Origin of the sequence: Parasphingomonas frigoris (assembly GCF_036663815.1) — a bacterium.
Lineage (GTDB): Bacteria > Pseudomonadota > Alphaproteobacteria > Sphingomonadales > Sphingomonadaceae > Sphingomonas.
In genome coordinates this window covers 597717-621381 of sequence record NZ_JAXOJQ010000002.1, presented here as the reverse complement: position 1 = coordinate 621381, position 23665 = coordinate 597717, and the positions used below count along the sequence as shown (strand labels likewise).

The 23665-nt window shown below is 66.6% G+C and carries 22 protein-coding genes; 11 read left to right on the top strand and 11 right to left on the bottom strand.

Translation table 11 applies throughout. The features are described 5' to 3' along the window. Positions 1–203 precede the first annotated feature (203 nt). The 4 genes from U1872_RS08330 (at position 204) to U1872_RS08315 (ending at position 3138) form a co-directional block, all read left to right on the top strand. Entirely contained in the window at positions 204–1202 is a 999-nt protein-coding gene (locus U1872_RS08330; protein ID WP_332792418.1) for an LLM class flavin-dependent oxidoreductase, read from the top strand. A gap of 166 nt (positions 1203–1368) precedes the next feature. Further along, entirely contained in the window at positions 1369–2148 is a 780-nt protein-coding gene (locus tag U1872_RS08325; protein ID WP_332792417.1) for a TIGR00266 family protein, read from the top strand. A gap of 106 nt (positions 2149–2254) precedes the next feature. Continuing rightward, complete coding sequence (locus U1872_RS08320) at positions 2255–2494, top strand: hypothetical protein (protein WP_332792416.1); 240 nt, start codon at positions 2255–2257, stop codon at positions 2492–2494. A gap of 167 nt (positions 2495–2661) precedes the next feature. Then, positions 2662–3138, top strand: coding sequence for a hypothetical protein (locus tag U1872_RS08315; RefSeq protein WP_332792415.1), 477 nt, complete (start codon positions 2662–2664; stop codon positions 3136–3138). Between the two features lie 122 nt (positions 3139–3260). On the opposite strand, the gene U1872_RS08310 is transcribed toward U1872_RS08315, so the two are convergent. The 3 genes from U1872_RS08310 to U1872_RS08300 are packed head-to-tail and all read right to left on the bottom strand — an operon-like array spanning position 3261 to position 5706. Next, positions 3261–4694, bottom strand: a complete 1434-nt coding sequence (locus tag U1872_RS08310) for a sensor histidine kinase (RefSeq protein WP_332792414.1) — start codon at positions 4692–4694, stop codon at positions 3261–3263. A gap of 2 nt (positions 4695–4696) precedes the next feature. Next, positions 4697–5362 carry a response regulator transcription factor gene (locus tag U1872_RS08305; protein ID WP_140846559.1) on the bottom strand — a complete coding sequence of 222 codons (666 nt, stop codon included), beginning with the start codon at positions 5360–5362 and terminating at the stop codon, positions 4697–4699. A 38-nt stretch (positions 5363–5400) separates the two neighbouring features. Further along, a complete protein-coding gene (locus U1872_RS08300) occupies positions 5401–5706 on the bottom strand; it encodes a hypothetical protein (RefSeq protein ID WP_332792413.1) in 306 nt (101 codons plus the stop codon). Between the two features lie 346 nt (positions 5707–6052). On the opposite strand from U1872_RS08300, the gene U1872_RS08295 reads away from it, so the two are divergent. Next, positions 6053–7843 (top strand): ABC-F family ATP-binding cassette domain-containing protein, encoded by a 1791-nt coding sequence (locus tag U1872_RS08295; RefSeq protein WP_332792412.1) that lies wholly within the window; start codon positions 6053–6055, stop codon positions 7841–7843. Positions 7844–8114: 271 nt separating this feature from the next. Here U1872_RS08295 and U1872_RS08290 read toward each other — a convergent pair whose 3' ends face one another. Beyond that, complete coding sequence (locus tag U1872_RS08290; protein WP_332792411.1) at positions 8115–8315, bottom strand: hypothetical protein; 201 nt, start codon at positions 8313–8315, stop codon at positions 8115–8117. Positions 8316–8485: 170 nt separating this feature from the next. Between U1872_RS08290 and U1872_RS08285 the strand changes: the two genes are divergently transcribed. Continuing rightward, positions 8486–10579 carry an AsmA family protein gene (locus U1872_RS08285; protein ID WP_332792410.1) on the top strand — a complete coding sequence of 698 codons (2094 nt, stop codon included), beginning with the start codon at positions 8486–8488 and terminating at the stop codon, positions 10577–10579. Between the two features lie 191 nt (positions 10580–10770). On the opposite strand, the gene U1872_RS08280 is transcribed toward U1872_RS08285, so the two are convergent. From U1872_RS08280 to U1872_RS08250, 7 genes are all read right to left on the bottom strand, one after another. Next, positions 10771–11232 (bottom strand): hypothetical protein, encoded by a 462-nt coding sequence (locus U1872_RS08280; RefSeq protein ID WP_332792409.1) that lies wholly within the window; start codon positions 11230–11232, stop codon positions 10771–10773. A 36-nt stretch (positions 11233–11268) separates the two neighbouring features. Then, entirely contained in the window at positions 11269–13341 is a 2073-nt protein-coding gene (locus U1872_RS08275) for a catalase (RefSeq protein WP_332792408.1), read from the bottom strand. Between the two features lie 163 nt (positions 13342–13504). Further along, positions 13505–13762, bottom strand: a complete 258-nt coding sequence (locus tag U1872_RS08270) for a hypothetical protein (RefSeq protein ID WP_332792407.1) — start codon at positions 13760–13762, stop codon at positions 13505–13507. Then, positions 13759–14370: a response regulator transcription factor gene (locus tag U1872_RS08265; protein ID WP_332792406.1), complete on the bottom strand. Its 612-nt coding sequence runs from the start codon at positions 14368–14370 to the stop codon at positions 13759–13761. Before U1872_RS08265 ends, U1872_RS08270 begins: the two co-directional genes overlap by 4 nt. A 27-nt stretch (positions 14371–14397) precedes the next feature. Then, on the bottom strand, positions 14398–14817 hold the full coding sequence (locus U1872_RS08260) for a response regulator (protein WP_332792405.1): 420 nt from the start codon (positions 14815–14817) through the stop codon (positions 14398–14400). Next, positions 14802–15578 carry a nitrogen regulation protein NR(II) gene (locus U1872_RS08255; RefSeq protein ID WP_332792404.1) on the bottom strand — a complete coding sequence of 259 codons (777 nt, stop codon included), beginning with the start codon at positions 15576–15578 and terminating at the stop codon, positions 14802–14804. The genes U1872_RS08260 and U1872_RS08255 overlap by 16 nt, the downstream gene beginning before the upstream one ends. Then, positions 15575–16129: a hypothetical protein gene (locus tag U1872_RS08250; RefSeq protein ID WP_332792403.1), complete on the bottom strand. Its 555-nt coding sequence runs from the start codon at positions 16127–16129 to the stop codon at positions 15575–15577. The genes U1872_RS08255 and U1872_RS08250 overlap by 4 nt, the downstream gene beginning before the upstream one ends. Before the next feature lie 411 nt (positions 16130–16540). On the opposite strand from U1872_RS08250, the gene U1872_RS08245 reads away from it, so the two are divergent. The 5 genes from U1872_RS08245 to U1872_RS08225 all read left to right on the top strand — a co-directional run bounded on the left by U1872_RS08245 (position 16541) and on the right by U1872_RS08225 (position 23664). Continuing rightward, complete coding sequence (locus U1872_RS08245) at positions 16541–19051, top strand: TonB-dependent receptor (protein WP_332792402.1); 2511 nt, start codon at positions 16541–16543, stop codon at positions 19049–19051. A 43-nt stretch (positions 19052–19094) separates the two neighbouring features. Next, a complete protein-coding gene (locus U1872_RS08240) occupies positions 19095–20384 on the top strand; it encodes an N-succinylarginine dihydrolase (RefSeq protein ID WP_332792401.1) in 1290 nt (429 codons plus the stop codon). Continuing rightward, positions 20381–21847, top strand: a complete 1467-nt coding sequence (locus tag U1872_RS08235) for a hypothetical protein (RefSeq protein WP_332792400.1) — start codon at positions 20381–20383, stop codon at positions 21845–21847. The genes U1872_RS08240 and U1872_RS08235 overlap by 4 nt, the downstream gene beginning before the upstream one ends. A 280-nt stretch (positions 21848–22127) precedes the next feature. Further along, positions 22128–23003 (top strand): glycosyltransferase family 2 protein, encoded by an 876-nt coding sequence (locus tag U1872_RS08230; protein ID WP_332792399.1) that lies wholly within the window; start codon positions 22128–22130, stop codon positions 23001–23003. Between the two features lie 100 nt (positions 23004–23103). Then, positions 23104–23664 (top strand): RNA polymerase sigma factor, encoded by a 561-nt coding sequence (locus U1872_RS08225; protein WP_332792398.1) that lies wholly within the window; start codon positions 23104–23106, stop codon positions 23662–23664. The last annotated feature ends 1 nt before the right edge of the window (position 23665 follow it).

Here is a 23665-nt window from a genome sequence, read left to right as displayed (position 1 = left end):
GGCAAGGTTCTCCTCCCCCGCACTTCTTGCCTCCCCTCCCTGGAAGGGAGGGGCCGGGGGTGGGTCGGCCCGTGGCTGGCGGACCGTTTCCCTTGAGAGCAACCCACCCCTCGATCCCCTCCCTTCCAGGGAGGGGAGGAGATTCGGGGGGAGGGCTGGACACACCCCCTAGCGCCGCCGCAAATCCTCCCCACATCCCTAACATGACCCAATATTCCCTGCTCGATCTCGTCCCCGTCATCGAAGGCGGCACCGTCTCCCAGGCGCTCGCCAACGCCCCCGATCTTGCGCGCCACGCCGAGGCCCACGGCTTCAACCGCTACTGGACCGCCGAGCATCACGGCATGACCGGCATCGCCAGCGCCGCCACTTCGGTCGTGCTCGGCCACATCGCCGCCGCCACCTCGACGATCCGCGTCGGTGCGGGCGGGATCATGCTCCCCAACCACGCCCCGCTCGCGATCGCCGAGCAGTTCGGCACGCTCGACGCGCTGTTCCCCGGCCGGATCGACCTCGGCCTCGGTCGCGCGCCGGGCTCGGACCAGATCGTCGCGCGCGCGATGCGCCGCAATCTCGAGACCGACGCCAACGCCTTCCCGCGCGACGTGGTCGAGCTGCAGAGCTATTTCGCCAATGACGGCCAGACCGGCATCGTCGCGACGCCGGGCGCCGGCGCCGACGTCTCGCTGTGGATCCTCGGGTCGAGCACCTTCGGCGCGCAGCTCGCCGCGATGCTCGGGCTACCCTACGCCTTCGCCTCGCACTTCGCACCTGATTCGCTGATGGCGGCGATCGACATCTACCGCCGCACCTTCCGCCCCTCGGCAGCACTCGCCCGGCCGCACGTCATGGCCGGCTTCAACGTCTTCGCCGCGGATACGGATGCGCAGGGCGAATTGCTCGCGAGTTCGCAGCAGCAGGCGTTCGTCGCCTTGCGCACGGGCAACCCGCGCCAGCTCCCGCCGCCCGTCGCGGGCTATCGTGACAGCCTCGGTGCGCAAGGTGCCGCGATCCTCGATCACGTCCTGTCGTGCTCGGCAGTCGGTGGCCCCGCCAAGGTCGCACGCGAGATCGCCGCGTTCGTCGCCCGCACCGGCGTCGACGAGCTGATGATCGCCAGCTCGATCTACGATCACGAAGCCCGCAAGCGCAGCCTGACGATTACCGCGCAGGTGATGCAGGACGTCGCCATCGCGGCGTAACGCCCCCCGTCACCCCGGCCTTGTGCCGGGCCCCACCGCGCCGCGCACGCTGCCGCCTTGATGCGCGCGGCACGGTGGACCCCGGGGTGACGAGGGGAGGGGCGCATATTCCATCCTTCCCCGAGCTGTGTTACGTCAGTGCACCACAGCAAGGGCTTCTCCAACCATGCGCTACGACATCGCCGGCACCGTAATGCAGACCGTCTCGATCGATCTCGATCGCGGCGAACGGATCGTCAGCCAGACGCACGCGATGGCGTGGATGAGCGACGGCATCCGCATGGACACGCACACCGGCGGCGGCCTCTTCGCCGGCCTCAAGCGCGCGATGTCGGGCGGCAGCATCTTCATCACCGAATATATCGCCGACGAGAGCGCGCACGTCGCCTTCGCGCCACGCTTCCCCGGCAAGATCATCGCGCGGAACCTGCGCGCCGGCGAATCGCTGATCTGCCGCAAGGAGACCTTCCTCTGCGCCGAATATTCGGTGTCGCTCGACATCGCCTTCCAGCAGCGGCTCGGCGCGGGCGTGTTCGCGGGCGAGGGCTTCATCCTCCAGCGCGTCACCGGCCCGGGCACGGTGTGGCTCGACCTGTCGGGCGAGGTGATCGAGAAGGACCTCGCGCCGGGCGAGCGCCTCCGCGTCCATGCCGGGCATATCGGCATCCAGGAGCCGACCGTCTCGACCGACATCCAGATGGTGCGCGGCTTTCGCAACATCCTGTTTGGCGGCGAGGGTCTATTTCTCGCGACGCTCACTGGGCCGGGCAAGGTCTGGCTGCAATCGATGCCGATCATGAATCTGGCGGAAGAGGTCGCGCGGCACCTGCCGGGGAATGAGGAGCGCGGCGCGGCAGCGGGCGCGGGGATCGGGCGTCTGGTCGGCGGCGGTGCGGCAGGCGCGGTGGTCGGCGGGCTGCTCGGCGGGTTGCTCGGGAACGAATGAGCGGCGGGTCGAAGGCGGGCGGACGGTCGGCACGCTTCGCCCGTTAGCGGTTGAATCGCATCGGCTTTGTCTGCCAAGGGCGGCCCCCATTTCGAGAAGGGCCGTAATGCAGAAAATCATCCAAGTCGTATGTGTCGTCCTCATCGCAGCCGCGGTGATGTTCGGCGGACGCTGGTATATGTACGTCGCGCGAGCGGAGAGCCCGTATGACGAGGTCGGCATCGCGCTCAACGGCTATATGCCCGCGCCGATCCGCACCTGGGGCTGCCACAAGATGCAACAGCGTTTCCCGGGACAGTTGCCGCCTTATGGCTGCGCCGGGGCGGACGGCCGTAGCTGGCGCTGAGCGAGTTGCGGGGGCGGGGTCGGCAGCCTGGGGTATGACGATGTCTTCGCGTCGATCGTGCTTAAAACCGGGATTGTCGCGAAGGTTTGCTGGTAGGCTGCCCGACGGCTATTAGACGTGAAGCCCGAAAGCAGCCAAAAACCTGCGCCCACGGGGAAAGCGCCGAGATGAGCTTTGAGACGATTGGTCCCTATGAGCTGACGCGCGGCGACTTGCTCGCTGCGGCATTCGTGATTTCGTTTTCGACCGGATCGCGCGCCACGCGGGTAAAAGCCGCGCTTTTTGTCCTGGTCGGGGTGATGATCATCGTTGGTGGTCTGGTCATCGGCGAACCCCTGACCGCCGCCTTCGGTTTGGTGTTCCTTCTCCTTGTGTTCGTGATCGCTCCGGCGTTCCGCACCCGCGCGGGGCGGACGGAAATCTATCTGGCTTACAGCGAAGAGGGCATCGTCGCAGATACACCGAACGCGAAAGTCACCTACAAATGGGCCACGGTCCGATCGGCAACGAAGGTTGGGTCGCGGCTGTTCATCATGATCAGTGACGGGTGGGCGCTCGTGGTTTCCGACCGTGTCACCAGCCAGGACAATATGGAGCGTTTGGCGGCGACGGTCGCACAGCATCAGAGTTTCGTCGCGCCTTGAACGTCCGGTTTCTGAAGCGCCACATTTAGACCGGCATCAACGCAGGAACGGAAACGATCGCCGTCGCGAATACCACGTCGTGGGGTTAATCGAGCCAAGCACCACTCGGTTCGTCGTAGCGCTCAGTTCGCCGCCGGCAACCGCAACCGCACCAGCAAGCCGCCGAGATCCTCGCTCTCCTCGAGGCTGACCGTGCCCTCGTAGATCTCCGCAACATCGCGCACGATCGCCATGCCGAGCCCGGTGCCCGGCTTCCCCGAATCGAGCCGCACGCCGCGGTCGAAGATGCGGATGCGCTGCTCCTCTGGGATGCCGACGCCGTCATCCTCGATCAGGAATTCAACGAAGCCGGAATGTTTCGATACCGTCACGAAAACCGAGCCCCCGCCATACTTCGCGGCGTTTTCGATCAGATTGCCGAGCATTTCGTCCAGATCCTGCCGTTCGACATGGACCTGCAGATCCTTCGGACCGTCGGTGTCGATCCGCACATGGCGGTACAGAATGCCGACCGCCCGCTCGACCGACTCGAGGCTCGGCCAGACGTCGGCGCGGCTGTGCGCCGATCCGCGCCGCCCCACGGCGCGCGCACGCGCGAGGTGATGGTCGACCTGCCGCCGCATCGTCCGCGCTTCGCGCACGACTGTCTCGCCGAGATCGTCGGCCTGCGCGGTGGCGGCGTTCATGATGACCGTCAGCGGCGTCTTCAGCGCATGCGCGAGATTGCCGGCGTGGCGGCGCGCTTCCTCGGCCTGGCGCTCGTTATGCGCGATCAGCGCGTTGAGTTCCTCGACCATCGGCGCGACCTCGATCGGCATCGGCCGCTCGATCTGCCGCGCCTTGCCCGCGCGCATCCGGGCGATCTCCTCGCGCACCTTGCGCAGCGGCCACAGCCCGTAGAAGGTCTGCAGCGCCGCCATCACGATCAGCCCGAATCCGAGCAAGGCGAAACTGCGAAGCAGCGTCTTGCGCAGCACCTTGATCTGCGCGTCGAGTCCGTCGCGGCTTTGCGCGACCTGGAAGCGCCAGCGGACCTTCGACCCCGGCAAGGTCGCGTCGCGCTCGACGATGCGCAGCCGCTCGGGATTCTCCGCCTTGGGGTCGACGAACTGGTTGCTGTCGTAAGAATGGACGCCAAGATCGTTGTGCGTGCCGCCATAGGCCAGCCGACGATCCCACAGCGAGCGCGACGGCAGCCAATCCTGGCCGGGCGCGCTGATCTGCCAGTAGAGCCCGGAGTTGGGCTCGAGGAAGCGCTGGTCGGCGGGCTCGCGGTTCGAGATCACCTCGCCCTGCGGCCCGATTTCGCCCGAGACGATCAGCGCGGTGAGCACGTCCTCGAGCTGGGCATCGGCGTTGCGCGTGATCGCGTCGGTCAGCACGCGGTCGAGCGCATAGCCGCCGCCCGCGAGCAGCAGCAGGATCCAGCCCGCCGCGATCAGGATCATCCGGCGCGACAGCGAGCCCGTGGTGCGCACGGGGATCGCCGGATGCGCGTCGCCTTCGAGCGGAGGGAGTGGGGGCGCGACCAGATCGGAGGCGTCGGCCTCGGCCATGGTCAGGCGTCCGGATCTTCGAGACTGTAGCCCAGGCCGCGGATCGTGGTGATCACGTCCTGCCCGAGCTTCTTGCGGATGCGCGTGACGAACACTTCGATCGTGTTCGAATCGCGGTCGAAATCCTGATCGTAGATATGCTCGATCAGCTCGGTGCGGCTGACCACCTTGCCCTTGTGGTGGAGCAGATAGCTGAGGAGCTTATATTCCTGCGCGGTCATCTTGACCGGGTCGCCGTTGAGCGTGACCTTGCCCGAGCGCGTATCGAGCCGAACGCCGCCCGCGGTCAGCTCGGACGAGGCATTGCCCGAGGCGCGGCGGATCAGCGCGCGCAGGCGGGCGATGAGTTCCTCCGACTGGAAGGGCTTGGCGACATAATCGTCGGCTCCGGCATCGAGCCCGGCAACCTTGTCCGACCAGCTGTCGCGCGCGGTGAGCACGAGCACCGGGGCGGTACGGCCTTCCTTGCGCCAGCGGTCCAGCACCGTCAGCCCGTCGATCTCGGGAAGCCCCAGATCGAGGATGATCGCGTCGTAATTCTCGGTCGAGCCCATGAAATGCCCTTCCTCGCCATCGGTGGCGAGGTCAATCGCATAGCCGGCACCTTCCAGCGTGGCCTTGAGCTGCTGACCCAGGCTGGGTTCGTCCTCGACGATCAATACGCGCATGTTATTTTCCCCTTCAGGACGGCGCTCAACTCAGGCGCTCAATTGCCGGTGCGGCCGATGATCGCGCCCGAACGGCCATCGACCTCGATCCAGATGACGGTTCCATCGCGCAGGAACTTGAGCGTGTAAATCCCGCGCTCCCCATCGAAGTCAACGCCGAGATACTGGCTGCCGCGCATCGTCGGCAGCACGCGGCCTTCGATATCCTTGAGCGGGAGAATGCGGCCCTCGCGTCGCGCCCGCCAGGCTTCGCGCTGGTCGACATGCTGCATCCACACGCCGCCCGGCGGTGGTGGTGCGGCGGCGGTGGCCAGGCCCAACAGCAAAGATACGAGCATCGACATTGGCTTCGCATAGGGACGAAGGCTTGAACAGCCTGTGAATGAGCCGAAGAGCGGCAGCCGGCTACGCCGGCTGACTCGCGCAAGGCCGGCCGGCGGGTTGCGCAAGCGAACCCGTCCGACGACGCGGCTTCGCCGCGGCGGGTATTCAAGGGTATCCCTAACCCGGTCCAATCGTCGTCACCCCGGCCTCGTGCCGGGGTCCGCCCCGCAGCGAGCCCTACGCGGACTTCATGGCACCGTGGCGGGGTGGGAGACTGGTCGCACGACTGTAGCATTCAGCAAGGGCGGCCGACGCCTACGCTTATCCCTCGATTTCGCGGCGCTAAACCGTTAGGGGCCCCACGTTATGGCTGCACCAATCTTAGCATATGAAAATCTCGGCGTTATCCAAGGCTCGGGCTGGCTCTTCCGCGGGCTCGACATTCACATCGGGCCGCGCGACCGGCTTGCGCTGATCGGGCGCAACGGCGCGGGCAAGACCACGTTGATGAAGCTGCTCGGCAACAAGATCGACAGCGACGAAGGGCGCCGCACGATCGTCCCCGGCACGCGCGTCATCCTGCTCGAACAGGAACCGGCGATGACCGGCTGCACGACGCTCGCCGATTACGTCCTCGGCGGCGATGACGCCCCGCGCCAGCACGAGGCCGAAGCGATCGCCGACCAGCTCGGCATCGATCTCACGCGCGAGGCCGCCAAGGCCTCGGGCGGCGAGCGCCGCCGCGCCGCGATCGTCCGTGCCTTCGCGCAGAACCCCGACGTGCTGCTGCTCGACGAGCCGACCAACCATCTCGACATCGGCGCGATCGAATGGATCGAGGAATGGCTCCAGCGCTTCCGCGGCGCCTTCGTCGTGATCAGCCATGACCGCACCTTCCTCACTAAGCTGACCAAGCAGACGCTGTGGATGGACCGCGGCAACCTTCGCCGCGCCGAGATCGGCTTCGGTGGCTTCGACGCGTGGACCGAGGCAGTCTATGCCGACGAGGCGCGCAACGCCGAGAAGCTCGACGCCAAGCTGAAGCTCGAGGAGCATTGGCTGCTGCGCGGCGTCACCGGGCGCCGCAAGCGCAACCAGGGCCGCCTGACCAAGCTGGTCGAGATGCGCGCCGAACGCGCCTCGATGGTCGGCCCGGCGGGCGCCGCCAACCTCTCCATCGGCACCGGCGACGCCAAGTCGAAGGTGGTGATCGACGCCAAGCACATCACCAAGGCGTTCGGCGACCGCACGATCATTGATGATCTGACGCTGCGCGTGACGCGCAAGGATCGCATCGGCATCGTCGGCGCGAACGGCGCGGGCAAGTCGACGCTGCTCAAGCTGCTGACCGGCGAACTCGCCCCCGATGCGGGCACGATCAAGATGGCGCAGGGGCTCGAGCGCATCGTGATCGACCAGCAGCGCAGCAAGATGGAGCCCGACAAGACGATCCGCGACGTGCTCGCCGATGGTGGCGACTGGGTCGAGGTGCAGGGGTCGCGCAAGCACGTCGTCGGGTACCTCAAGGACTTCCTGTTCGAACCCGGCGTGCTCGACGCCAAGATCGGCACGCTGTCGGGCGGCGAGCGCTCGCGACTGCTGCTCGCGCGCGAATTCGCCAAGCCGTCGAACCTGCTCATCCTCGACGAGCCGACCAACGATCTCGACCTCGAGACGCTCGACCTGCTGCAGGACGTGATCGGCGATTATGAAGGCACCGTGCTGATCGTCAGCCACGATCGCGACTTCCTCGATCGCACGGTGACGATCACGCTCGGGCTCGATGGGTCGGGCACGGTCGATGTCGTCGCGGGCGGCTACGAGGATTGGGAGCGTCGGCGCAAAGCCAAGGCGCCGACCAAGCGTGGCGCGATCGCCAAGAATGCGGTTTCGGTGGCGGCTCCGACGGCGCCGGGCGCCAAGGTCAAGCTGACCTACAAGGATCAGCGTGATTACGAGCTGCTGCCCAAGCGGATCGAGGCGCTCGACGCGGCGATCGCGCGCGACCAGACGCTACTCGAGGATCCCGATCTCTACACGCGCGACCCCGACGCCTTCGAGCGGCTGATGGAGGCGATCGGCCAGGCGCAGGAAGACAAGACGGTGGCCGAGCTGCGCTGGCTCGAACTGGCGGAAATGGTCGAGGGGCAGGGCTGAGCCGGGGGCTGGCGGCGCGCTCTGACACGAGCGCGTCCCGTTCCCTCGCTGCTTCTTCGCTCACGCTAGCCCCACGGCGTTGGGTCATCACGCCAAAACGAACATAAGCCTAGGCGCTTCCCCGGCGAAGGCCGGGGTCCAGTAGCGCCGCGCGGAGTGGCGCGCGATCGCGCTTAGGATCTTGCTCCCCGCGACTGGGCCCCGGCCTTCGCCGGGGAAGCGGGTTTAGAGGCTTCGTCGCGAAACGGTGGCGATCGCGCCTAAGCGCCTGCTATTTCTTCGGCGTGACCCACACCGACACCGGCACCACGAACTTGCCCGGCGCGGGCTTGCCGACGTCGACGCGGTCGGCGGTGACGAGTTCGCCCGTTTCGAGCGTGAAGGAGGCCCAGGGCTTGGGCATGCGGCCGAACACCATCTTCTGGATCGGCAGGCCGGTGGCGGAATTCATGATCGTTGCGGTGACACTCATGCGCGGGGCGTTAGCGAGGAACCGGCAAGGCTGTCCACCCGCGCTGCGGCGGGACGGCACTTTTCGCGACACGCCGCGTTCAATCGGGTGCGGCTCCGCCCGAAATCCGTTCAGTCCAATGGAAGATGCCCGATCCCGATGACGCGTCCCCCCAGCCAGACTGCCCGCGCATGAGCGACATCGCCGCCGCCGAACCTGCTGTCGAAGTGCCCGAACCCCGATCGCGCCGGCGCTGGCTGATCGCGCGCAACGTCGTGCTCGGTATCGTTGCGGTGCTGTTCGCGATCTGGCTGGTGCTCTATATCACCAAGGGCCGCTTCCTGAAGCCGACCTTCGAGCGGATCAGCGGCTCGCTGACGCACCGCGCGGTCAAGGTGCAGGGCGACTTCCAGCTGTTCTTCGATCCGTTCCAGATCAAGTTCCTCGCCGAAGGCCTGACGATCTCGAATCCGTCATGGGCGTCGAAACCCAATCTTTTCGAAGCCAAGAAGATCGATACGCGGATCGCGCCGCTGTCGCTGCTCTTCGGCAAACGCCGCTTCTACTGGCTCGACCTGGCCGATGGCGCGGTCGATCTCGAATGGAGCCCCGACCACAGCACCAACAGCTGGACCTTCAGCCAGGAAAAGGGCGGCAAGCGCCTCGAATTTCCGACGATCGACCGGGCGACGCTGGCCGGCACCACGGTGCGCTATCGCGACACGCGGATGCGGCTGCTGGCCGATCTCAAGTTCGACACGATCAAGTCGAGTGCGGCGAAGATCGGCGAGCAGGTCGATTTCACCGGCACCGGCACCGTGCGCGAGACGCCGTTCACGCTGACCGGCGCCTTGCTCTCGCCCGATGCGACCGTCGCGCGTGGCGCCAACAAGCTGACGCTGACCGCACGCGCGGCGCATAACGTCATCGATGTCGACGGCACGCTGCCGAGCCTCGCAGAGATCGAGAAGGTGCCGCTCGCGGTCAAGGCGCGCGGGCGCAACATGCAGGAACTGCTGCACATCATCGGCGTGACGATCCCGCAGTCGCGCACCTATGCGCTCAAAGCACAGCTGGTGAAGACCGGCGACACCTACGCCTTCACGCGGATGAGCGGCCATTTCGGCGACAGCGACCTGACCGGGCGCTTCACCGTCGAGAACAAGCTGCCCAAGATCTACATCGATGCCAAGCTGGCGAGCAAGAAGGTCGACATCATCGATCTCGCGCCGTTCATCGGCTACAATCCCGATCTGGTCGCGACCAAGGGCGTCCAGGCCGCCGCCGCCGCGACGGGGGCCGCGCCGGCGCGACTCCTGCCCGACGCCTCGCTCGACATTGCTGCGCTCCATGCTTTCGATGCCGACCTGAAATGGACGATCGGCGTGGTGCGCTCGAAGAACGTGCCGGTGTCGAACATCGACCTGACGCTCGCGCTCAAGGACAGCGTGCTCAAGTTGTCGCCGCTGACGATGTCGATGGCGCGCGGCAACGTCGCGTCGGACATCGTGCTCGACGCGCGCCAACGGCCGACCAAGGCGAGCTACGACATCCGCTTGGCGTCGACGCCGATGGGGCGGCTGCTCGCCGGGTTCGGCGTCGCCGAGGCGGGGACGACGGGGACGATCAAGGGCCGCCTGCAGCTTGCCGGATCGGGCGACAGCCTGCACGATTCGCTTGCCAACTCGAACGGGCGGATCGCATTGGTCATGCCGGCGGGCAGCTTCTGGACGCGCAACGTGCAATTGGCCGAGCTCGACATCGGCACCTTCGTACAGAAGATGTTCCAGGACAAACTCAAGGAACCGGTGCGGATCAATTGCGGGCTGATCGGCTTCACCGTGCGCAAGGGCGTCGCGGCGGCCGATCCGATCCTGATCGACACCAGCAAGAACGTCATCGCCGGGACCGGCGGCTTCAGCTTCGGCACCGAGAGCCTCGATCTCGCGTTCCGCGCCGACGGCAAGAAGTTCAGCCTGTTCTCGGCGCAGTCGCCGATCGGGCTGCAGGGATCGTTCGCCGGGCCCAAGATCAATCCGATCAGCCCGCAGCTGCTCAGCCGGGCTGGTGCGGGGCTTGGCCTTGCCTTGCTGGCGACCCCGCCGGCGGCGCTGATCGCGTTCGTCGACGTCGGCGATGCCAAGGCGGCGGCGTGCGGGCCGATCCTGGCGGCGCGCCCGGCCGCGGCGCAGAAGACTACCAAGGGCAAGGCGCGTGATGACGTTGGCGACGGATCGGCCAAGATCGAGGTGAGCAAAAAGAAGAAGTTCCTCGGGATCTTTTGAGAGAGAAGGGGGCTGCCGCCTTCGCCTATACGCTTCCATCGACCAAGCACTTCCCCGGCGAAGGCCCGGGCCCAGGCGGACGGGCGCTAATGGCGGGGGGCTGCGCGCGCCAAAAAACCTTCGCTACTGGACCCCGGCCTTCGCCGGGGAAGCGCTTGGTAGGATGATTCGCGATTTATAACGAGGCGGCGTTACCGCCCCTTACGCAACCGTTTCGCGTTCCCCGTCGCTGCCGCGTGCAGCGGCGCCAAGACGTCCTGTCCCATTCGCGCACCCGTTTCGAGCACGTGGAGCGCGTGCATGCTCGATCGTTCGGACAGTTCGGCCAGCTCGAACAGCGTCGGCGGGCGTCCGCGCAGCCACAGGGCGCCAAGCTCCTGCGCCTGCGCCAGATAGCCCGCCTGCAGCGCTGACAGCGCCTTCATCCCGGCATTGCCCGATTGCGAGAAAGCCGCGACCTTCTCAGGCACCATCCGGCCGAGCTCGGCATAATCACCGCTGAGCGGCGAGCGCATCGCCTCGCCGATCGTGTTGGTGCGTGATGCGATCACCGCGTGCGATGCGCTGGCGGTTTCGCCGAGCCGCTCACCGGTCGCCCCGACCGATCCCCACGCCGCCGCGACACGTGTCCAATAGGCGAAGGGATCGATCATCGGGGTCATCCAGTGACTGGCGACGCAGCCCTCGTGTTAGGCGAGGGTGCGCAGCTTGGGTTCGCGGGCATAGAAGCGCTTGGCCGCGGCGGCGGCGAAGCCGTCGTCGAGTCCGGTCACGCCCTCATCGGCCTCGACGCCGGCCTTGTCGAGCAAAGGCTGTGCGGCAGCACTCGCGCCGATCGCCTTGAGATGGCCGAACGCATCCATCACCCACTGCACGGCGGCGCCTTCCTTGAGCAGCATAGCAGTGCCCTCCTCCGACAGCACGACCGCGACCGCGTCGAAGATCTGCGACGGCGAGCCGGCAAGCTGGCCATCCGCCTTCTTCTGCGTCCCGTCGGACAGCTTGGCGCCGCCAACCTTGGGCGCGACCAGCACGGCCTTGCCCTTGGCCTTCTTGATCGCGGTGACGAGCGCGTCGAGCTCGGCGGCATCGGTCCCGTCGGCGATGAGGATGCCGACAGCACGACCCTCGAGCGTCGCCTTCATGTTCTTGTGGATCGACAGCGCGTCGGACGGCGCCATGTCGACCGGCTCGCGCGCGGCCTTGGCCTTCTTGGGCAAGGGGATGCCGAGCCCGTCGGCGACGCGCTTGGCGAACGCCTCGTCGACGTTGCGCAGGTTCGCCACCATCCGCGGCGGGACCTGGTCGAGCGTCCCGACCTTCGACAGCTCGAACACGAACGACGACGCGATATGTGACTGCTCGCTTTCGGTCTGCGACTTCAGGAACAGCCGCGCCTGGCTGTAATGGTCGCTGAACGTTTCCGAGCGGATGCGCAGCTTGTCGCCGGTTTCGTTCGGGCCGGTCGCGGCATTGACCGTCGCGAAACCCTTCGCGCTCTCGCGCGGGCCACCGTCTTCGCCATGTGCGCCGAGGCTGTTGGGCTCGTAATTCGCCCGGCCCTTGGGCACCTGCGTCTGCATCATCCCGTCGCGCTGGAAATTGCCGAACGGGCAGCGCGGCGCGTTGATCGGGATCTGGTGGAAGTTGGTCGTCCCGAGCCGCGACTTCTGCGTGTCGAGGTAGGAGAACAGCCGACCCTGCAGGAGGGGATCGTTCGAGAAATCGATGCCCGGGACGATGTTGGTCGGCAGGAAGGCAACCTGCTCGGTCTCGGCAAAGAAGTTGTCGACGTTGCGGTTTAGCACCATCCGCCCGATGATCCGCACGGGGATGTCGTCCTCGGGGATCAGCTTGGTCGAATCGAGCACGTCATAGGGCTGCGCGTCGGCGAATGCCTGGTCGAACACCTGGATGCCGAGCTCCCATTCGGGGAAGTTGCCGGTATCGATCGCCTCGAAAAGATCGCGACGGTGATAGTCGTTGTCGGCCGCCTGAAGCTTCAACGCCTCGTCCCAGATCGTCGACTGGATGCCGAGCTTGGGCTTCCAGTGGAACTTGACGAAGCTCGCCTTGCCCTCGGCATTGACCAGCTTGAAGGTGTGGATGCCGAAGCCCTCCATCATCCGCAGCGAACGCGGCAGCGTGCGGTCGGACATCGCCCAGAACAGCATATGCGTCGCTTCGGGGGTGAGCGAGGCCCAGTCCCAGAAGGTATCGTGCGCGCTGCCGGCCTGAGGATAGCCGCGATCGGCCTCCATCTTCACCGCATGGATCAGATCGGGGAACTTGATCGCGTCCTGGATGAAGAACACCGGGATGTTGTTGCCAACGAGATCCCAATTGCCCTCGCGCGTGTAGAGCTTGACCGCGAAGCCGCGCACGTCGCGCGGGGTGTCGACCGAGCCCGATCCGCCGGCGACGGTCGAGAAGCGGACGAACACTTCGGTCTTCTCGCCCTTGGTGAACACCGCGGCTTTCGACAGGTCCGAAATATCGTCGGTCGCTTCGAAATAGCCGTGCGCACCCGAACCGCGGGCGTGGACGATGCGCTCGGGGATTCGCTCATGGTCGAAGTGGAAGATTTTCTCGCGCAGCACGAAATCCTCGAGCAGCGTCGGTCCGCGCTCGCCCGAGCGCAGGCTGTTCTGATTGTCGGAGATCGGCACGCCGTGATTGGTGGTGAGCACGGCGTCGCCGTCACCGGCACGCTGGTGGGTTTCGCCGCCATTGCCAGCGGTGGTGGTCGGATTGGGTGCCATGGGATGTCTCCGAACTGGCGATCAAGGAGTGATGCGCACGGTAGCGGCACGGGAAAGTCCCCGAACCGCGTCACCCAAAGAACGAGCGACACGACAATTCTTTCCGGTCTTATCTGGTCTTTCCGGTCTTATCTGGTTGATGCAGGATAAGTCGGAATGCCGCTCAGCGCGACAGCACTTCGCGCATCGCCGCGACGAACGTGCAGGTACGGGCCGCCTCTGCGCTCGCTTCCTCGATCAACAGGGCGAGGCCTTCCGGGGCGGTCTGCTGGTCGAGGGTGATCCGGGCAGCGCCGAGGAAGTTGGTCAGCGCGGTCAGCGGCTGCGCGACGTCGTGGAGCAGCATGATGAGGGCATCGCGCTCGATCGCTGTGGTCGCGCCGCAGGGGGCGATTGCGACGGGGGGCGGGGCGTCGGTCAATCGACGAGTCCTGCGGCGTAGGCGATACGGAGGGCGTCGGGGAGCGAACGGACGCGCAACTTGGTCATCAGGTGCGCGCGATAGACCTCGACCGTGCGCGGGCTGATGTCGAGCTCGTGCGCGATCACCTTGTTGACCTTGCCCGCGATCAGCCCGCGCAGCACGTCGACCTCGCGCGGGGCGAGCCGTGCGATGCTGTCCTGAGCGGCGGCGATACGCGCCGCTTCGGCCCCGGCTTGCTCGAGCCGGTCGAAAGCACTGGCGATCGTTTCGATCAGGGTAAACTGGTCGTAGGGTTTTTGGAGCAGGTCGACCGCCCCGCTCTTCATCGCTTCGACCGCCAACGCGATATTGCCATGGCCCGTCAGGATGACGCACAGGAACGGTAGCGCGTCCTTGTTGATCGTCGCCAGCACCTCCAGCCCCGACATGCCGCCCATCTGGATGTCCAGCAACACGACACCGGGTTCGATCTCGCTTGTCCGCGCAAGGAAGTCTTCGCCCGATTCGAAACTCGTCGCGCGGAACTCGGTGTGCCGCGCGAGCAGCGCCATGAGCGATCGGCGGGTCGCCGGGTCGTCATCGACAATGTAGATCGGCTTGGTCATCGGGAGTCTCGCTCAAGGGGGTGCCATTCAGTGGCGGACGAGCCCGTCGGGTGGACCGGTGGCTTTCGCATGCCGTTGTTCGAGCGCCTCGAACAATTCGGTCATCTCGAACGGTTTGTTGAGGCAGACGTCGGCCCCGGCTGCGGTGGCGCGATGCAACAGGCTGGCGCCACCCAGGTCGAACCCGCCCGACATGGCGATGATCAGCACCTCGCTGCTCGCACGGCGGATCTGCTCGATCATCTCGATCGCAAGATCGCCCGAGAGGATGATGTCGGTGATTAGGACGTCGGGACGATGCGCTGCGAAGCTCGCGAGGCCCGTCGCGGCGTCGCGTGCGGTGAAAACGTCGTGGGACCGTGCCCGCAGCACCAGCGCCAGCGCGACGGTGATCGCTGCATCGTCGTCGATCACCAGGATCCGCAGGGGCTTCATGCGACCAGGCATTGCGAGCCTCCGGAGTCCGGGACGGGCAGCAGTATCGCGATTTCGATCCCGCCGACGGGAAGCGCGCGGGTCGAGATCGATCCGCCATGGCTGGTCGCGATCGCCTGCGCGACGGCGAGATCGCATGCGGCCGGGGCGAGCGACGCGCAATCGTCGCGGACGAACAGCTTCACGCTGCCCGCGGCGGTCCGGCCAGATGGCGCGCAGTGCGTGCCGATCGTGATCGCACCGCGCCGCTGCCCGATCGCGCGGGCGGCGCCGTCGACCATCGCGCGCACCGCCTCGCTAATGTGGCGCGCATTGCCCTGCACGGCCGGGACGCGATCGAGCGCAGCGACGATGGTGATCGCAGGGGGCAGGCTGGCGCGCAGCGTCGGCATCGCTTCGTGCACCAGCCGGTCGAGGTGGATCGGGTCGAGTGGGGGCGGCTCGGCGCGGCTCTGCGCGCGCACCTCGGTCAGCAGCTGCTTTGCCCGCCGTGCCGATTCGAGGATGAGGTGCAGGCTGTTCCGTTCGGCCTCGTCTTTATGTTTGTCGATCAGCAGCGGCACGATCATCGTGATCGGCGAGAGCATGTTGTTGAGATCATGGACAATGTGCCTCGCAAGCAGCTGGCGCGCGGCATCGTGCGGTGCGTCGCGCGACACCACGCGGACGACGCCCGTGATGCGGTTCGACGTGTCGTCCGCGCGGAAGCAGCGTACCGTCGCGGTGTCGATCATCGTCCCGTCGTCATCATAGATGCCATAGTCGAGCGTCACCGCCGGTTCGCCGCGCTGATCGCCTGCTGGCCTTCGGGCGCGAGCCGGGCTGCCATGAACGCCAGCCAATCGCGCTCGCCGCACGCGGGCGAGCGATGGATCTGGTCGAACAGTGCGGTGCCGGTGAACCGCAATGTCGCGAGATCGAGCTCGAAGCGGCCGGTCGCACCGAACTGTTCGACCGCCGTGAGCCGTTGCGCAAGGGTGTGCTGTCGTATGCGCGCGGTGCGATGCGACAGCGCCAGTGCCGCAAAGAACGCGATGCCGGCAGTCAAGCTTGCGACATCCCGCGCGAGCGCACCGACGCCCGAAGCTAGGGTGCCCAGCAATAGGAGGATTCCGATCGAGACCAGGACGATTTCGTACCGCCAAGCTGCAGTATCGGGAAATAGGTCGATCGACTCGAATCCTGTGAAAGCAGAGCGCGTAGGATGACCCGTTTCCACATGGTCGGACTCATTATGGTTCAAGAGCGGATTCAGTATTCGCAATATCCTTCGATCGCCCAAGCGCTGGATAACATTCAAGTATCGTTTTACCGCGGTGGACATTATGGCATGACCAAATGAATTGTTTTTTCGGATAGAGCTTACGGCATGATTACGAGAGGTGCGCGATAAAAAGAAAATACGTAATATTAGCATAAAAATTGAAACGAGACTTTGCAACATTATACCATTGTACAAATGAGACGTGGGTTGCTGCGTCGTCCGTGTAGCGCGGGTTTCGCTTTGCCCCGGGGTGCTGCTCGCCCGCCGTGGTCGCTTGCGGCCCTTGCCAGCATGGCTTTCGATCGGCCATGGCGCGCTCCGAGATGTCCGATCCGCCGGATTGCGACGTGGCCGCCGCTCGCGGTGGACGCGTCGGTCTGCGGCAGGTCTCACCCTCGGCAAGCAACGGGCCACGCAGCCCGGCGCTGCCAGGCGGTGCGACGGGACGCCTGCGACAAGGGGAATAGGCACATGGCACTTCATCACATCGTCCGATTGCAGCACCGTGCGCGATCGCTGGCGATCCTGCTGGCGTCGAGCGCCGGCCTCGCGCTCCTCGCGCCGGCTGCTGCACAGGCGGCGGCACCGCGCGCGGCGGACGCCGCTCCGCCCGCCGCCCAGCCGGCACCGCCCGAGACGGCGGCGCCCGATGCGCCGCCGGCCGACATCGTCGTCACCGCCAACCGCTCGGGCGCGCAATCGCTGCAGAAGGTGGCGATGGCGGTCTCGGTCGTGAACATCGATCAGGCGACCAAGGCGGGGCAGGGCAATCTGTCCGATCTGTCGCGCTACACGCCCTCGCTGTCGATCACCGAAGGCGCGCCCGGCTTCAACAAGTTCAACATGCGCGGCCTGTCGACCGGGGCCTATGCCACGTCGGACACGTCCGACCGCTCGCTCGTCGCGGTGTATCTCGACGACACGCCGATCTCGGTGCAGGGCCAGACCCCCGATCTCAAGGTCTACGATCTCGACCGGGTGGAAATCCTGCGCGGGCCGCAGGGCACCTTGTTCGGCGCGGGCTCGATGGCGGGCACGATCCGCTTCGTCACCGCCAAGCCCAATCTGACCAAGGCGTTCGGCACCGCCGAGGCCGGCGTCGCGACGACCGACCATGGCGCCGCGAGCTACAATCTGCGCGGCATGCTCAACCTGCCGCTCGTCTCGGACACGCTCGCTGTGCGCGCGAACTTCTATGTCGGGCGCGACGGCGGCTTCATCGACAATATCGGGCTGCGCAACACCGCCAACGCCAACAGCAACCGCACCTATCAGGGGCGCGTCGCGCTACGCTGGACGCCGACGCCCGATCTGACGGTCGACGGCAGCGTTACCTATGAGCGCAGCATCGCCAACGGCCTCAACACCGTGTTCAGCGGCCTCAAGCCCTACACCGTGCTGACCAACGGCCCCGAAGGCACTGACGACCGCTTCCGGCTGTATCAGCTCGGCGCGACGCAGGATGTCGGCTTTGCCAATCTGGTGGCGACCGCGGCCTATACCGATCGCGCAATCGGCTTCGACGCCAGCGTCGAGCCGCAGATCGGCTATTTCTTCGAAGGCGCCGGCACGCCGAGCAAGACCGCTTACCCCGTCTACGCATCGCCGACGGCGTATAGCGATGCGCTCGCGCGCTCGATCCCGGCCGAGCTCTATCAGATCGACCAGAAGCTCAAGGATTATATGGGCGAGCTGCGGCTCGTCTCGAAGAGCGGTGGCGCGGTCAGCTGGACGGTCGGCGCGTTCTACGAGCAGCAGGACCGCCATCTGCGGCAGGACATCCCAGTTGCCGGCTTCGACACGCTCTCCTATCTCAGCCTCGGCAGCTATGCGACGCCGACCGGCAAATATGATTCGAAGCTCGTCGACGGCGCGTTCCAGTCGAACGACATCTTTTCGGGGCTGCAGGACGTCAACGAGCATCAGTTCGCGGTCTACGCCGACGGCACGTGGCACGTCACGCCGCGGCTCGATCTGACCGCGGGCTTGCGCTACTTCAACTTCAAGGAACGCTATTATCTGTTCGAGGGCGGCACCTATGGTGCGCTCAACGGCGTGCCGCTGACGACCAATGCGACGCTGAAGTCGAACGGCGTCAACCCGCGCGGCAACGTCTCGTTCAAGGTGAGTGACGCCGTGATGGTCTATGGCGAGGTGGCGAAGGGCTTCCGCTACGGCGGCGGCAACCAGCCCGTGCCGCTCGCGACGAGCTATCCCGCGACCGGCGGCTCGGTCGCCGAACAGTGCACGCGCCAGCTCGCCGGTTACGGCTTCAGCGCGGCGCCGCTGACCTTCGGCCCCGACAAATTGTGGAACTACACGATCGGCGAAAAGGCCAAGTTCGCCGATGGGCGCGTCACGCTCAATGCCAGCGCTTATTATATCGACTGGCGCGACGTGCAGACGCGGCTGCGGCTCGACTGCTCCTATTTCTTCACATCGAACAAGGGGAAGATCACCAGCAAGGGCGTCGAGCTCGAGACGACGATCAAGGCCACGCCTGAGCTGACGCTGGTCGGCAGCGGATCGTATAACAGCTCGAAGGCGAACGGCGACATTCCGACGGTCGGGGCGTTCGACGGCGATCGAACGCCGTATTATCCCGAATGGACCGCGACGGCGTCGGCCTTCTACGACCGGTCGCTCGGGCGTGGCAGCGTGCATCTGCAGGCGAGCTACCAATATCAGTCGCAGCAGACGACCACCTTCAACGCCTTCTCGACGACGATCGTCGGCGGCGTGCTGACCCGCAACGGCGCGAACTCGACCTATGCGGTGATCCCCGAGACGCACAATCTCAGTGCGGCGGTCACCTACGACATCGGCCAGCTCGAGTTCGGGCTGTACGGCAACAATCTGGCGAACGGCGTCAAGGTCACCAATATCGCGCGGGCGACTTATTATCAGGTCTATCAGGCCGGAAGCCGCGACACCGTCGCGCGGCCGCGCACGATCGGGGTGCGCGCAAAAGTCAGCTTCTAGCATACGGTGGATTCGCGGGCACGAGTGCGGTAGCGCTTGCGCCATGCGGGAGATCAATTTCGACGGGCTGGTAGGGCCGAGCCACAATTATGCCGGGCTGTCGTTCGGCAACATCGCCTCGGCGAGCAATGCCGGGGCGGTGTCGTCGCCGCGCGCGGCGGCGCTGCAGGGGATCGCCAAGATGCGCCACATGCTGGCGCTCGGCCTGCCGCAGGGGCTGCTGCTGCCGCACGACCGGCCCGATGCAACGTGGTTGCGTACGCTGGGCTTTGCCGGCGACGACGATGCGGTGCTCGCCGCGGCGTGGCGCGAGACGCCCGACCTGTTGCGCAACGTCGCCGCTGCGTCGGCGATGTGGACCGCCAACGCTGCGACCGTCTCGCCCGCGCCCGACACCGGCGACGGGCGCTGCCACCTCTCGGTCGCCAATCTCTCGACGATGCTCCACCGCAGCCTCGAGGCGCCGCAGACCGCGCGGCAGCTGCGTCTCGCCTTTGGCGACACGCAGCATTTCGTCGTCCACGATGCGCTGCCGGCCGCGCTCGGCGACGAGGGCGCCGCCAATTTCATGCGGCTCGCGCCGACGCACGGCGCACGCGGGATCGAACTGTTCGTCTATGGCGTGCGGCGCGACACGGGATTCCCGGCGCGGCAGAACAAGCTCGCCAGCGCGGCGATCGCGCGGCGCCACGGCATCGATCCGGCCGACCTGCTGCTGGTCGAGCAGAGCGCCGCCGCGATCGCCGCGGGCGCCTTCCACAATGACGTGGTCGCGGTCGCCAACGAGACGGTGCTGTTCACGCACGAACAGGCGTTCGAGGATCCGAAGGTGGTCTACGCCTTCATCCGCGAGCGCCTGCCCGAGGCGATCATCGTCGAAGTCCCCGCCGCACGTGTCTCGCTCGAAGCGGCGATCGCCTCCTATCTGTTCAACTCGCAACTGGTGACGCTGCCGGATGGCGGGATGGCGCTGATCGTGCCGGGCGAATGTCGCGCACAGCCCGAGGTGTGGGCGTGGCTGCAGGAGCTCATCGCCGGCAATGGCCCGATCCGCTCGGTCGAGATCCTCAACCTGCGCGAATCGATGCGCAACGGCGGCGGTCCGGCCTGCCTGCGGCTGCGCGTCGCGGTCGATGATGCGGCGCACGCGGCGATCGATCCGCGCTTCCTGCTCGATCCCGCACGCTGCGATCAGATCGAGGCGCTGGTAGACCGCCACTGGCCCGAACGGATCGCGCCGGCCGATCTCGGCGATCCCGCATTGTGGCAGCAGTGCCGCAGCGCGCGGGCGGCGTTGCTCGCGTTGCTCGGCTTCGGACCCGGCGACCTTTGACGATTCCACAGGGGGTGCGCGCAGCCGGGCCGATGCTGGTCCTGCTGCTGCTCGCGCTGGCATTGCGCGCGCCCGATTTCGGCAACCCGATCATCCATACCGACGAGCAATATTATGTGCTGGTCGGCGCGCGGATGTGGCACGGCGCGCTGCCCTATATCGACCTGTGGGACCGCAAGCCGATCGGGCTGTTCCTGCTCTATGCGGCGACGCAAATGCTGCCGGTCGGCGCGATCCTGGCCTATCAGCTGGTCGCCTTGCTCTTCGCGGTGCTGACCGCCTGGACGATCGGCCGAGCTGCGCGGGCGATCGGGGCCAGCCCGGCGGGCGCGCTGATCGCGGGGGCGGCCTATCTCGTCTGGCTGCCCTTGCTCAGCGGACGCGCGGGGCAGGCGCCGGTCTTCTTCAACCTGTTCGTCGCGCTCGGCGCTGTGCTGATGCTGCGCCTGCCCGAACTCGCGCGGCGCGGGCAGATCGGCGCGATCGTACGTGGCGGGGCGGCGGCCTGTTTCCTCGCCGGGCTGGCGATCCAGACCAAATATACGCCCGCGGTCGAGGGCGCTTTGTTCGGGGTGGCGCATCTTTATTATCTGCGCCGCGCCGGTCCGAAATGGGGCGGGGTGCTCGGAGCCGGCGCGCTGTGGCTTGCGCTCGGGCTGGCGCCGACGCTCGCCGCTCTGGCCTTCTACTGGCAGCTCGGCCGGCCGGCCTTTGCTGCCTTCTGGTACGACAATTTTGCCTCGATCGTCGCGCGGGGCCACTATAGCTACCCGATCGACCTGACGCTGCGCCGGCTCGCTGGGATCAGTGCGCAGCTGCTGTTGCTTGCGCTGTGCGCCGGTGTCGCGATCCGCCGCGGCTGGGCGCGCGCCGAATTGCGGCTGGCGGCGGCGTGGCTGGCGGCGGCGCTGGTGCCGTTCCTCCTGCTCGGCGTCTATTTCGACCATTATGCGCTGCCGCTGTTGCCGCCGTTGCTGACCCTCGCGGCGGTCACGTTCGGGCGCCATCGGCGGCTCGCGCTGGCGATCGTCGCGGCGGGCCTGACGGTCTTCGCGGTCGAAGCCACGATCCGCCCCGACGACGCGCCCGGCGTGCGCGCGCTCGCCAGAGTGGTGCAGGCCAATAGCGGGCGCGAATGCCCCTATGTCTTCATCGGCGACGCGATCGTCTATCAGCTCGCGCACGCCTGCATCCCGACCGCCTATGCCTTCCCCTCGACGCTGGCCTATGCGCCCGAGCAGGGCGCGACCGGGATCGACGAGGCGGCCGAGGTCCGCCGCATTCTCGCGCGCCGTCCGCCGGTGATCGTCACCGCCAGCCGCCCGCTTGCCGAGTGGAACGTCCAGAGCCACGCCGCAGTCGCCGCGGCGCTGGCGCGCGACTATCGCGCGGTGTTCAGCGTGCCGCGCAATCACTATCGCGCGATCGTCTATTTGCGACGTGATCGGGCGCTACCGCGCTGAGCGCACGCGCGGTGCGAAAAAAAGTTCCGTAACAAAAGATTTCCCGTCCGGTTTTCGGCCGTCGGTATCGTTTCGTTAACGAGGAGATCTCGTTTGCCGAAGCCGACCGCGACCTACTTTACGGGTGTTAACCCCTGTTTCGCGCGTGTCGTCTGCGTGTGCCGATGGCTGGGGGGCCGTGTGCACTTTGTGAACTGAACGCGGGCCCTCGTGGCGATCCGCGCTCTCTCCTCGACCTTTCAAACCATAGGATCCGGCTGGATCACCTTAGGAAACGCGTATGTTGCTCGAATCGCAATATGATCCCCATTGGGTGTCGCCGTGGAAGCGTTCGCGTGCCGCCAGCCCCCCGCTGTGGACCGTGCTGGTGCCGTTCTTCAACGAGCGCGACTTCCTCGACGGCACGCTCGCCAGCCTGGCTGCGCAGGACATGCCGTTCGATCTGATCCTGATCGACAATGGCTCGACCGACGGCAGTGGCGCGGTTGCCGCGACGATCTGCGCGCGGCTCGGCCTCACCTTCACGCTGCTCGTCGAGAACCGTCCGGGCAAGGTCAATGCGCTGCGTGCCGGGGTCAAGCGCACGCGCACGCATCTCGTCGCGACGTGCGATGCCGATACGCTGTATCCGCGCGATTATCTGCGCCAGGCGGGCGCCTTGCTCGCGCGCAACGGGGCGGTTGCCGGTGGCGCCTATTTCGTTGCCCCCGACGCCGATGCCGCAGCGCATGCCGGCGCTGCCAAGCGGATGGCGCGCGCTGCGCTGTTGCTGCCCGGGCAATGCCATACCGGCGGGGCAGGGCAGGTATTCCGCACCGAAGCGCTGCGGCGCGCGGGGCAGTTCGATGCGCTGCGCTGGGGCTATGTGCTCGAGGATCATGAGATCATGCACCGCATGGCGAAGCTCGGCCCGCTCGCCTATGGCGGCGCGCTATGGTGCGCCCCGTCGCCGCGCGAGCGCGACCGGGACTCGATCCGCTGGACGCTTTCCGAGCGGCTTTTGTACCATGCCACCCCTGGTCCGGCCCGCGACTGGTTCTTCTACACCTATCTCGCGCGCCGCCTCGCCGCACGACGCCTGACCAGCGACCGGATCCGCGAACGGCAGGTCCAGGCAGCGCCGGACTGCGCGATGGCAGTATCGCAGGCGGCGTGAGCCGACTGTCTCCTTCTGCGACGCCGCCGGTGCCATTGGCCTTGCGGCGGGGCGTTTTCGACGCTCTAGTGTCTGGCATGCGGCGCTTTTTTCCGATTCCGTGACAGATAGCGGACTCAAGGCTGTCTTCCTGGCCGAGCAGCCGATGCTGTTGCGGCTGCTGACGGCGCGTCTCGGCAATCGCGCCGATGCGGAGGATGCGCTGCAGGACATGTGGCTCAAGCTCGACCAGCAGGCCGGCGCGCAACCGGTCGCGCAACCCGCCGCCTATCTCTATCGCATGGCCTCCAACCAGGCGTCGGACCGGCGGATTGCCGCGACGCGCGCCGGTGCGCGCGACACCGCCTGGCTCGAGGTCCAGCCCGCGGCCGACGAGCAGCCGACGATCGAGCAGGCGTTGCTGGCGCGCGAGCGGCTCGCCCGGCTCGAGGCGGCGCTCGCCGCGATGCCGGCGCGGGCGAGCGCGGCGCTGCGGATGTACCGGCTCGAGGACCTGCCGCAGAAGGAGATTGCCGAACGCCTGGGGATGACGCTGAGCGGCGTCGAGAAGCTCCTGCGGCGCGCGATCAAGGAGCTGCAATCGTATAAGATCGCGAGCGAGGCGGATTCGGACGACCCGCATCGTCTATCGATCGAAGGGGAATCGCATCGTGGCCGCTGAG

Excerpts from the sequence above, each read along its gene's own strand:
- U1872_RS08330 (WP_332792418.1), top strand. The coding sequence starts at position 204 with ATGACCCAATATTCCCTGCTCGATCTCGTCCCCGTCATCGAAGGCGGC.
- U1872_RS08325 (WP_332792417.1), top strand. The coding sequence starts at position 1,369 with ATGCGCTACGACATCGCCGGCACCGTAATGCAGACCGTCTCGATCGAT.
- U1872_RS08320 (WP_332792416.1), top strand. The coding sequence starts at position 2,255 with ATGCAGAAAATCATCCAAGTCGTATGTGTCGTCCTCATCGCAGCCGCG.
- U1872_RS08315 (WP_332792415.1), top strand. The coding sequence starts at position 2,662 with ATGAGCTTTGAGACGATTGGTCCCTATGAGCTGACGCGCGGCGACTTG.
- U1872_RS08310 (WP_332792414.1), bottom strand. The coding sequence starts at position 4,694 with ATGGCCGAGGCCGACGCCTCCGATCTGGTCGCGCCCCCACTCCCTCCG.
- U1872_RS08305 (WP_140846559.1), bottom strand. The coding sequence starts at position 5,362 with ATGCGCGTATTGATCGTCGAGGACGAACCCAGCCTGGGTCAGCAGCTC.
- U1872_RS08300 (WP_332792413.1), bottom strand. The coding sequence starts at position 5,706 with ATGTCGATGCTCGTATCTTTGCTGTTGGGCCTGGCCACCGCCGCCGCA.
- U1872_RS08295 (WP_332792412.1), top strand. The coding sequence starts at position 6,053 with ATGGCTGCACCAATCTTAGCATATGAAAATCTCGGCGTTATCCAAGGC.
- U1872_RS08290 (WP_332792411.1), bottom strand. The coding sequence starts at position 8,315 with ATGAGTGTCACCGCAACGATCATGAATTCCGCCACCGGCCTGCCGATC.
- U1872_RS08285 (WP_332792410.1), top strand. The coding sequence starts at position 8,486 with ATGAGCGACATCGCCGCCGCCGAACCTGCTGTCGAAGTGCCCGAACCC.
- U1872_RS08280 (WP_332792409.1), bottom strand. The coding sequence starts at position 11,232 with ATGATCGATCCCTTCGCCTATTGGACACGTGTCGCGGCGGCGTGGGGA.
- U1872_RS08275 (WP_332792408.1), bottom strand. The coding sequence starts at position 13,341 with ATGGCACCCAATCCGACCACCACCGCTGGCAATGGCGGCGAAACCCAC.
- U1872_RS08265 (WP_332792406.1), bottom strand. The coding sequence starts at position 14,370 with ATGACCAAGCCGATCTACATTGTCGATGACGACCCGGCGACCCGCCGA.
- U1872_RS08260 (WP_332792405.1), bottom strand. The coding sequence starts at position 14,817 with ATGCCTGGTCGCATGAAGCCCCTGCGGATCCTGGTGATCGACGACGAT.
- U1872_RS08250 (WP_332792403.1), bottom strand. The coding sequence starts at position 16,129 with ATGTCCACCGCGGTAAAACGATACTTGAATGTTATCCAGCGCTTGGGC.
- U1872_RS08245 (WP_332792402.1), top strand. The coding sequence starts at position 16,541 with ATGGCACTTCATCACATCGTCCGATTGCAGCACCGTGCGCGATCGCTG.
- U1872_RS08240 (WP_332792401.1), top strand. The coding sequence starts at position 19,095 with ATGCGGGAGATCAATTTCGACGGGCTGGTAGGGCCGAGCCACAATTAT.
- U1872_RS08230 (WP_332792399.1), top strand. The coding sequence starts at position 22,128 with ATGTTGCTCGAATCGCAATATGATCCCCATTGGGTGTCGCCGTGGAAG.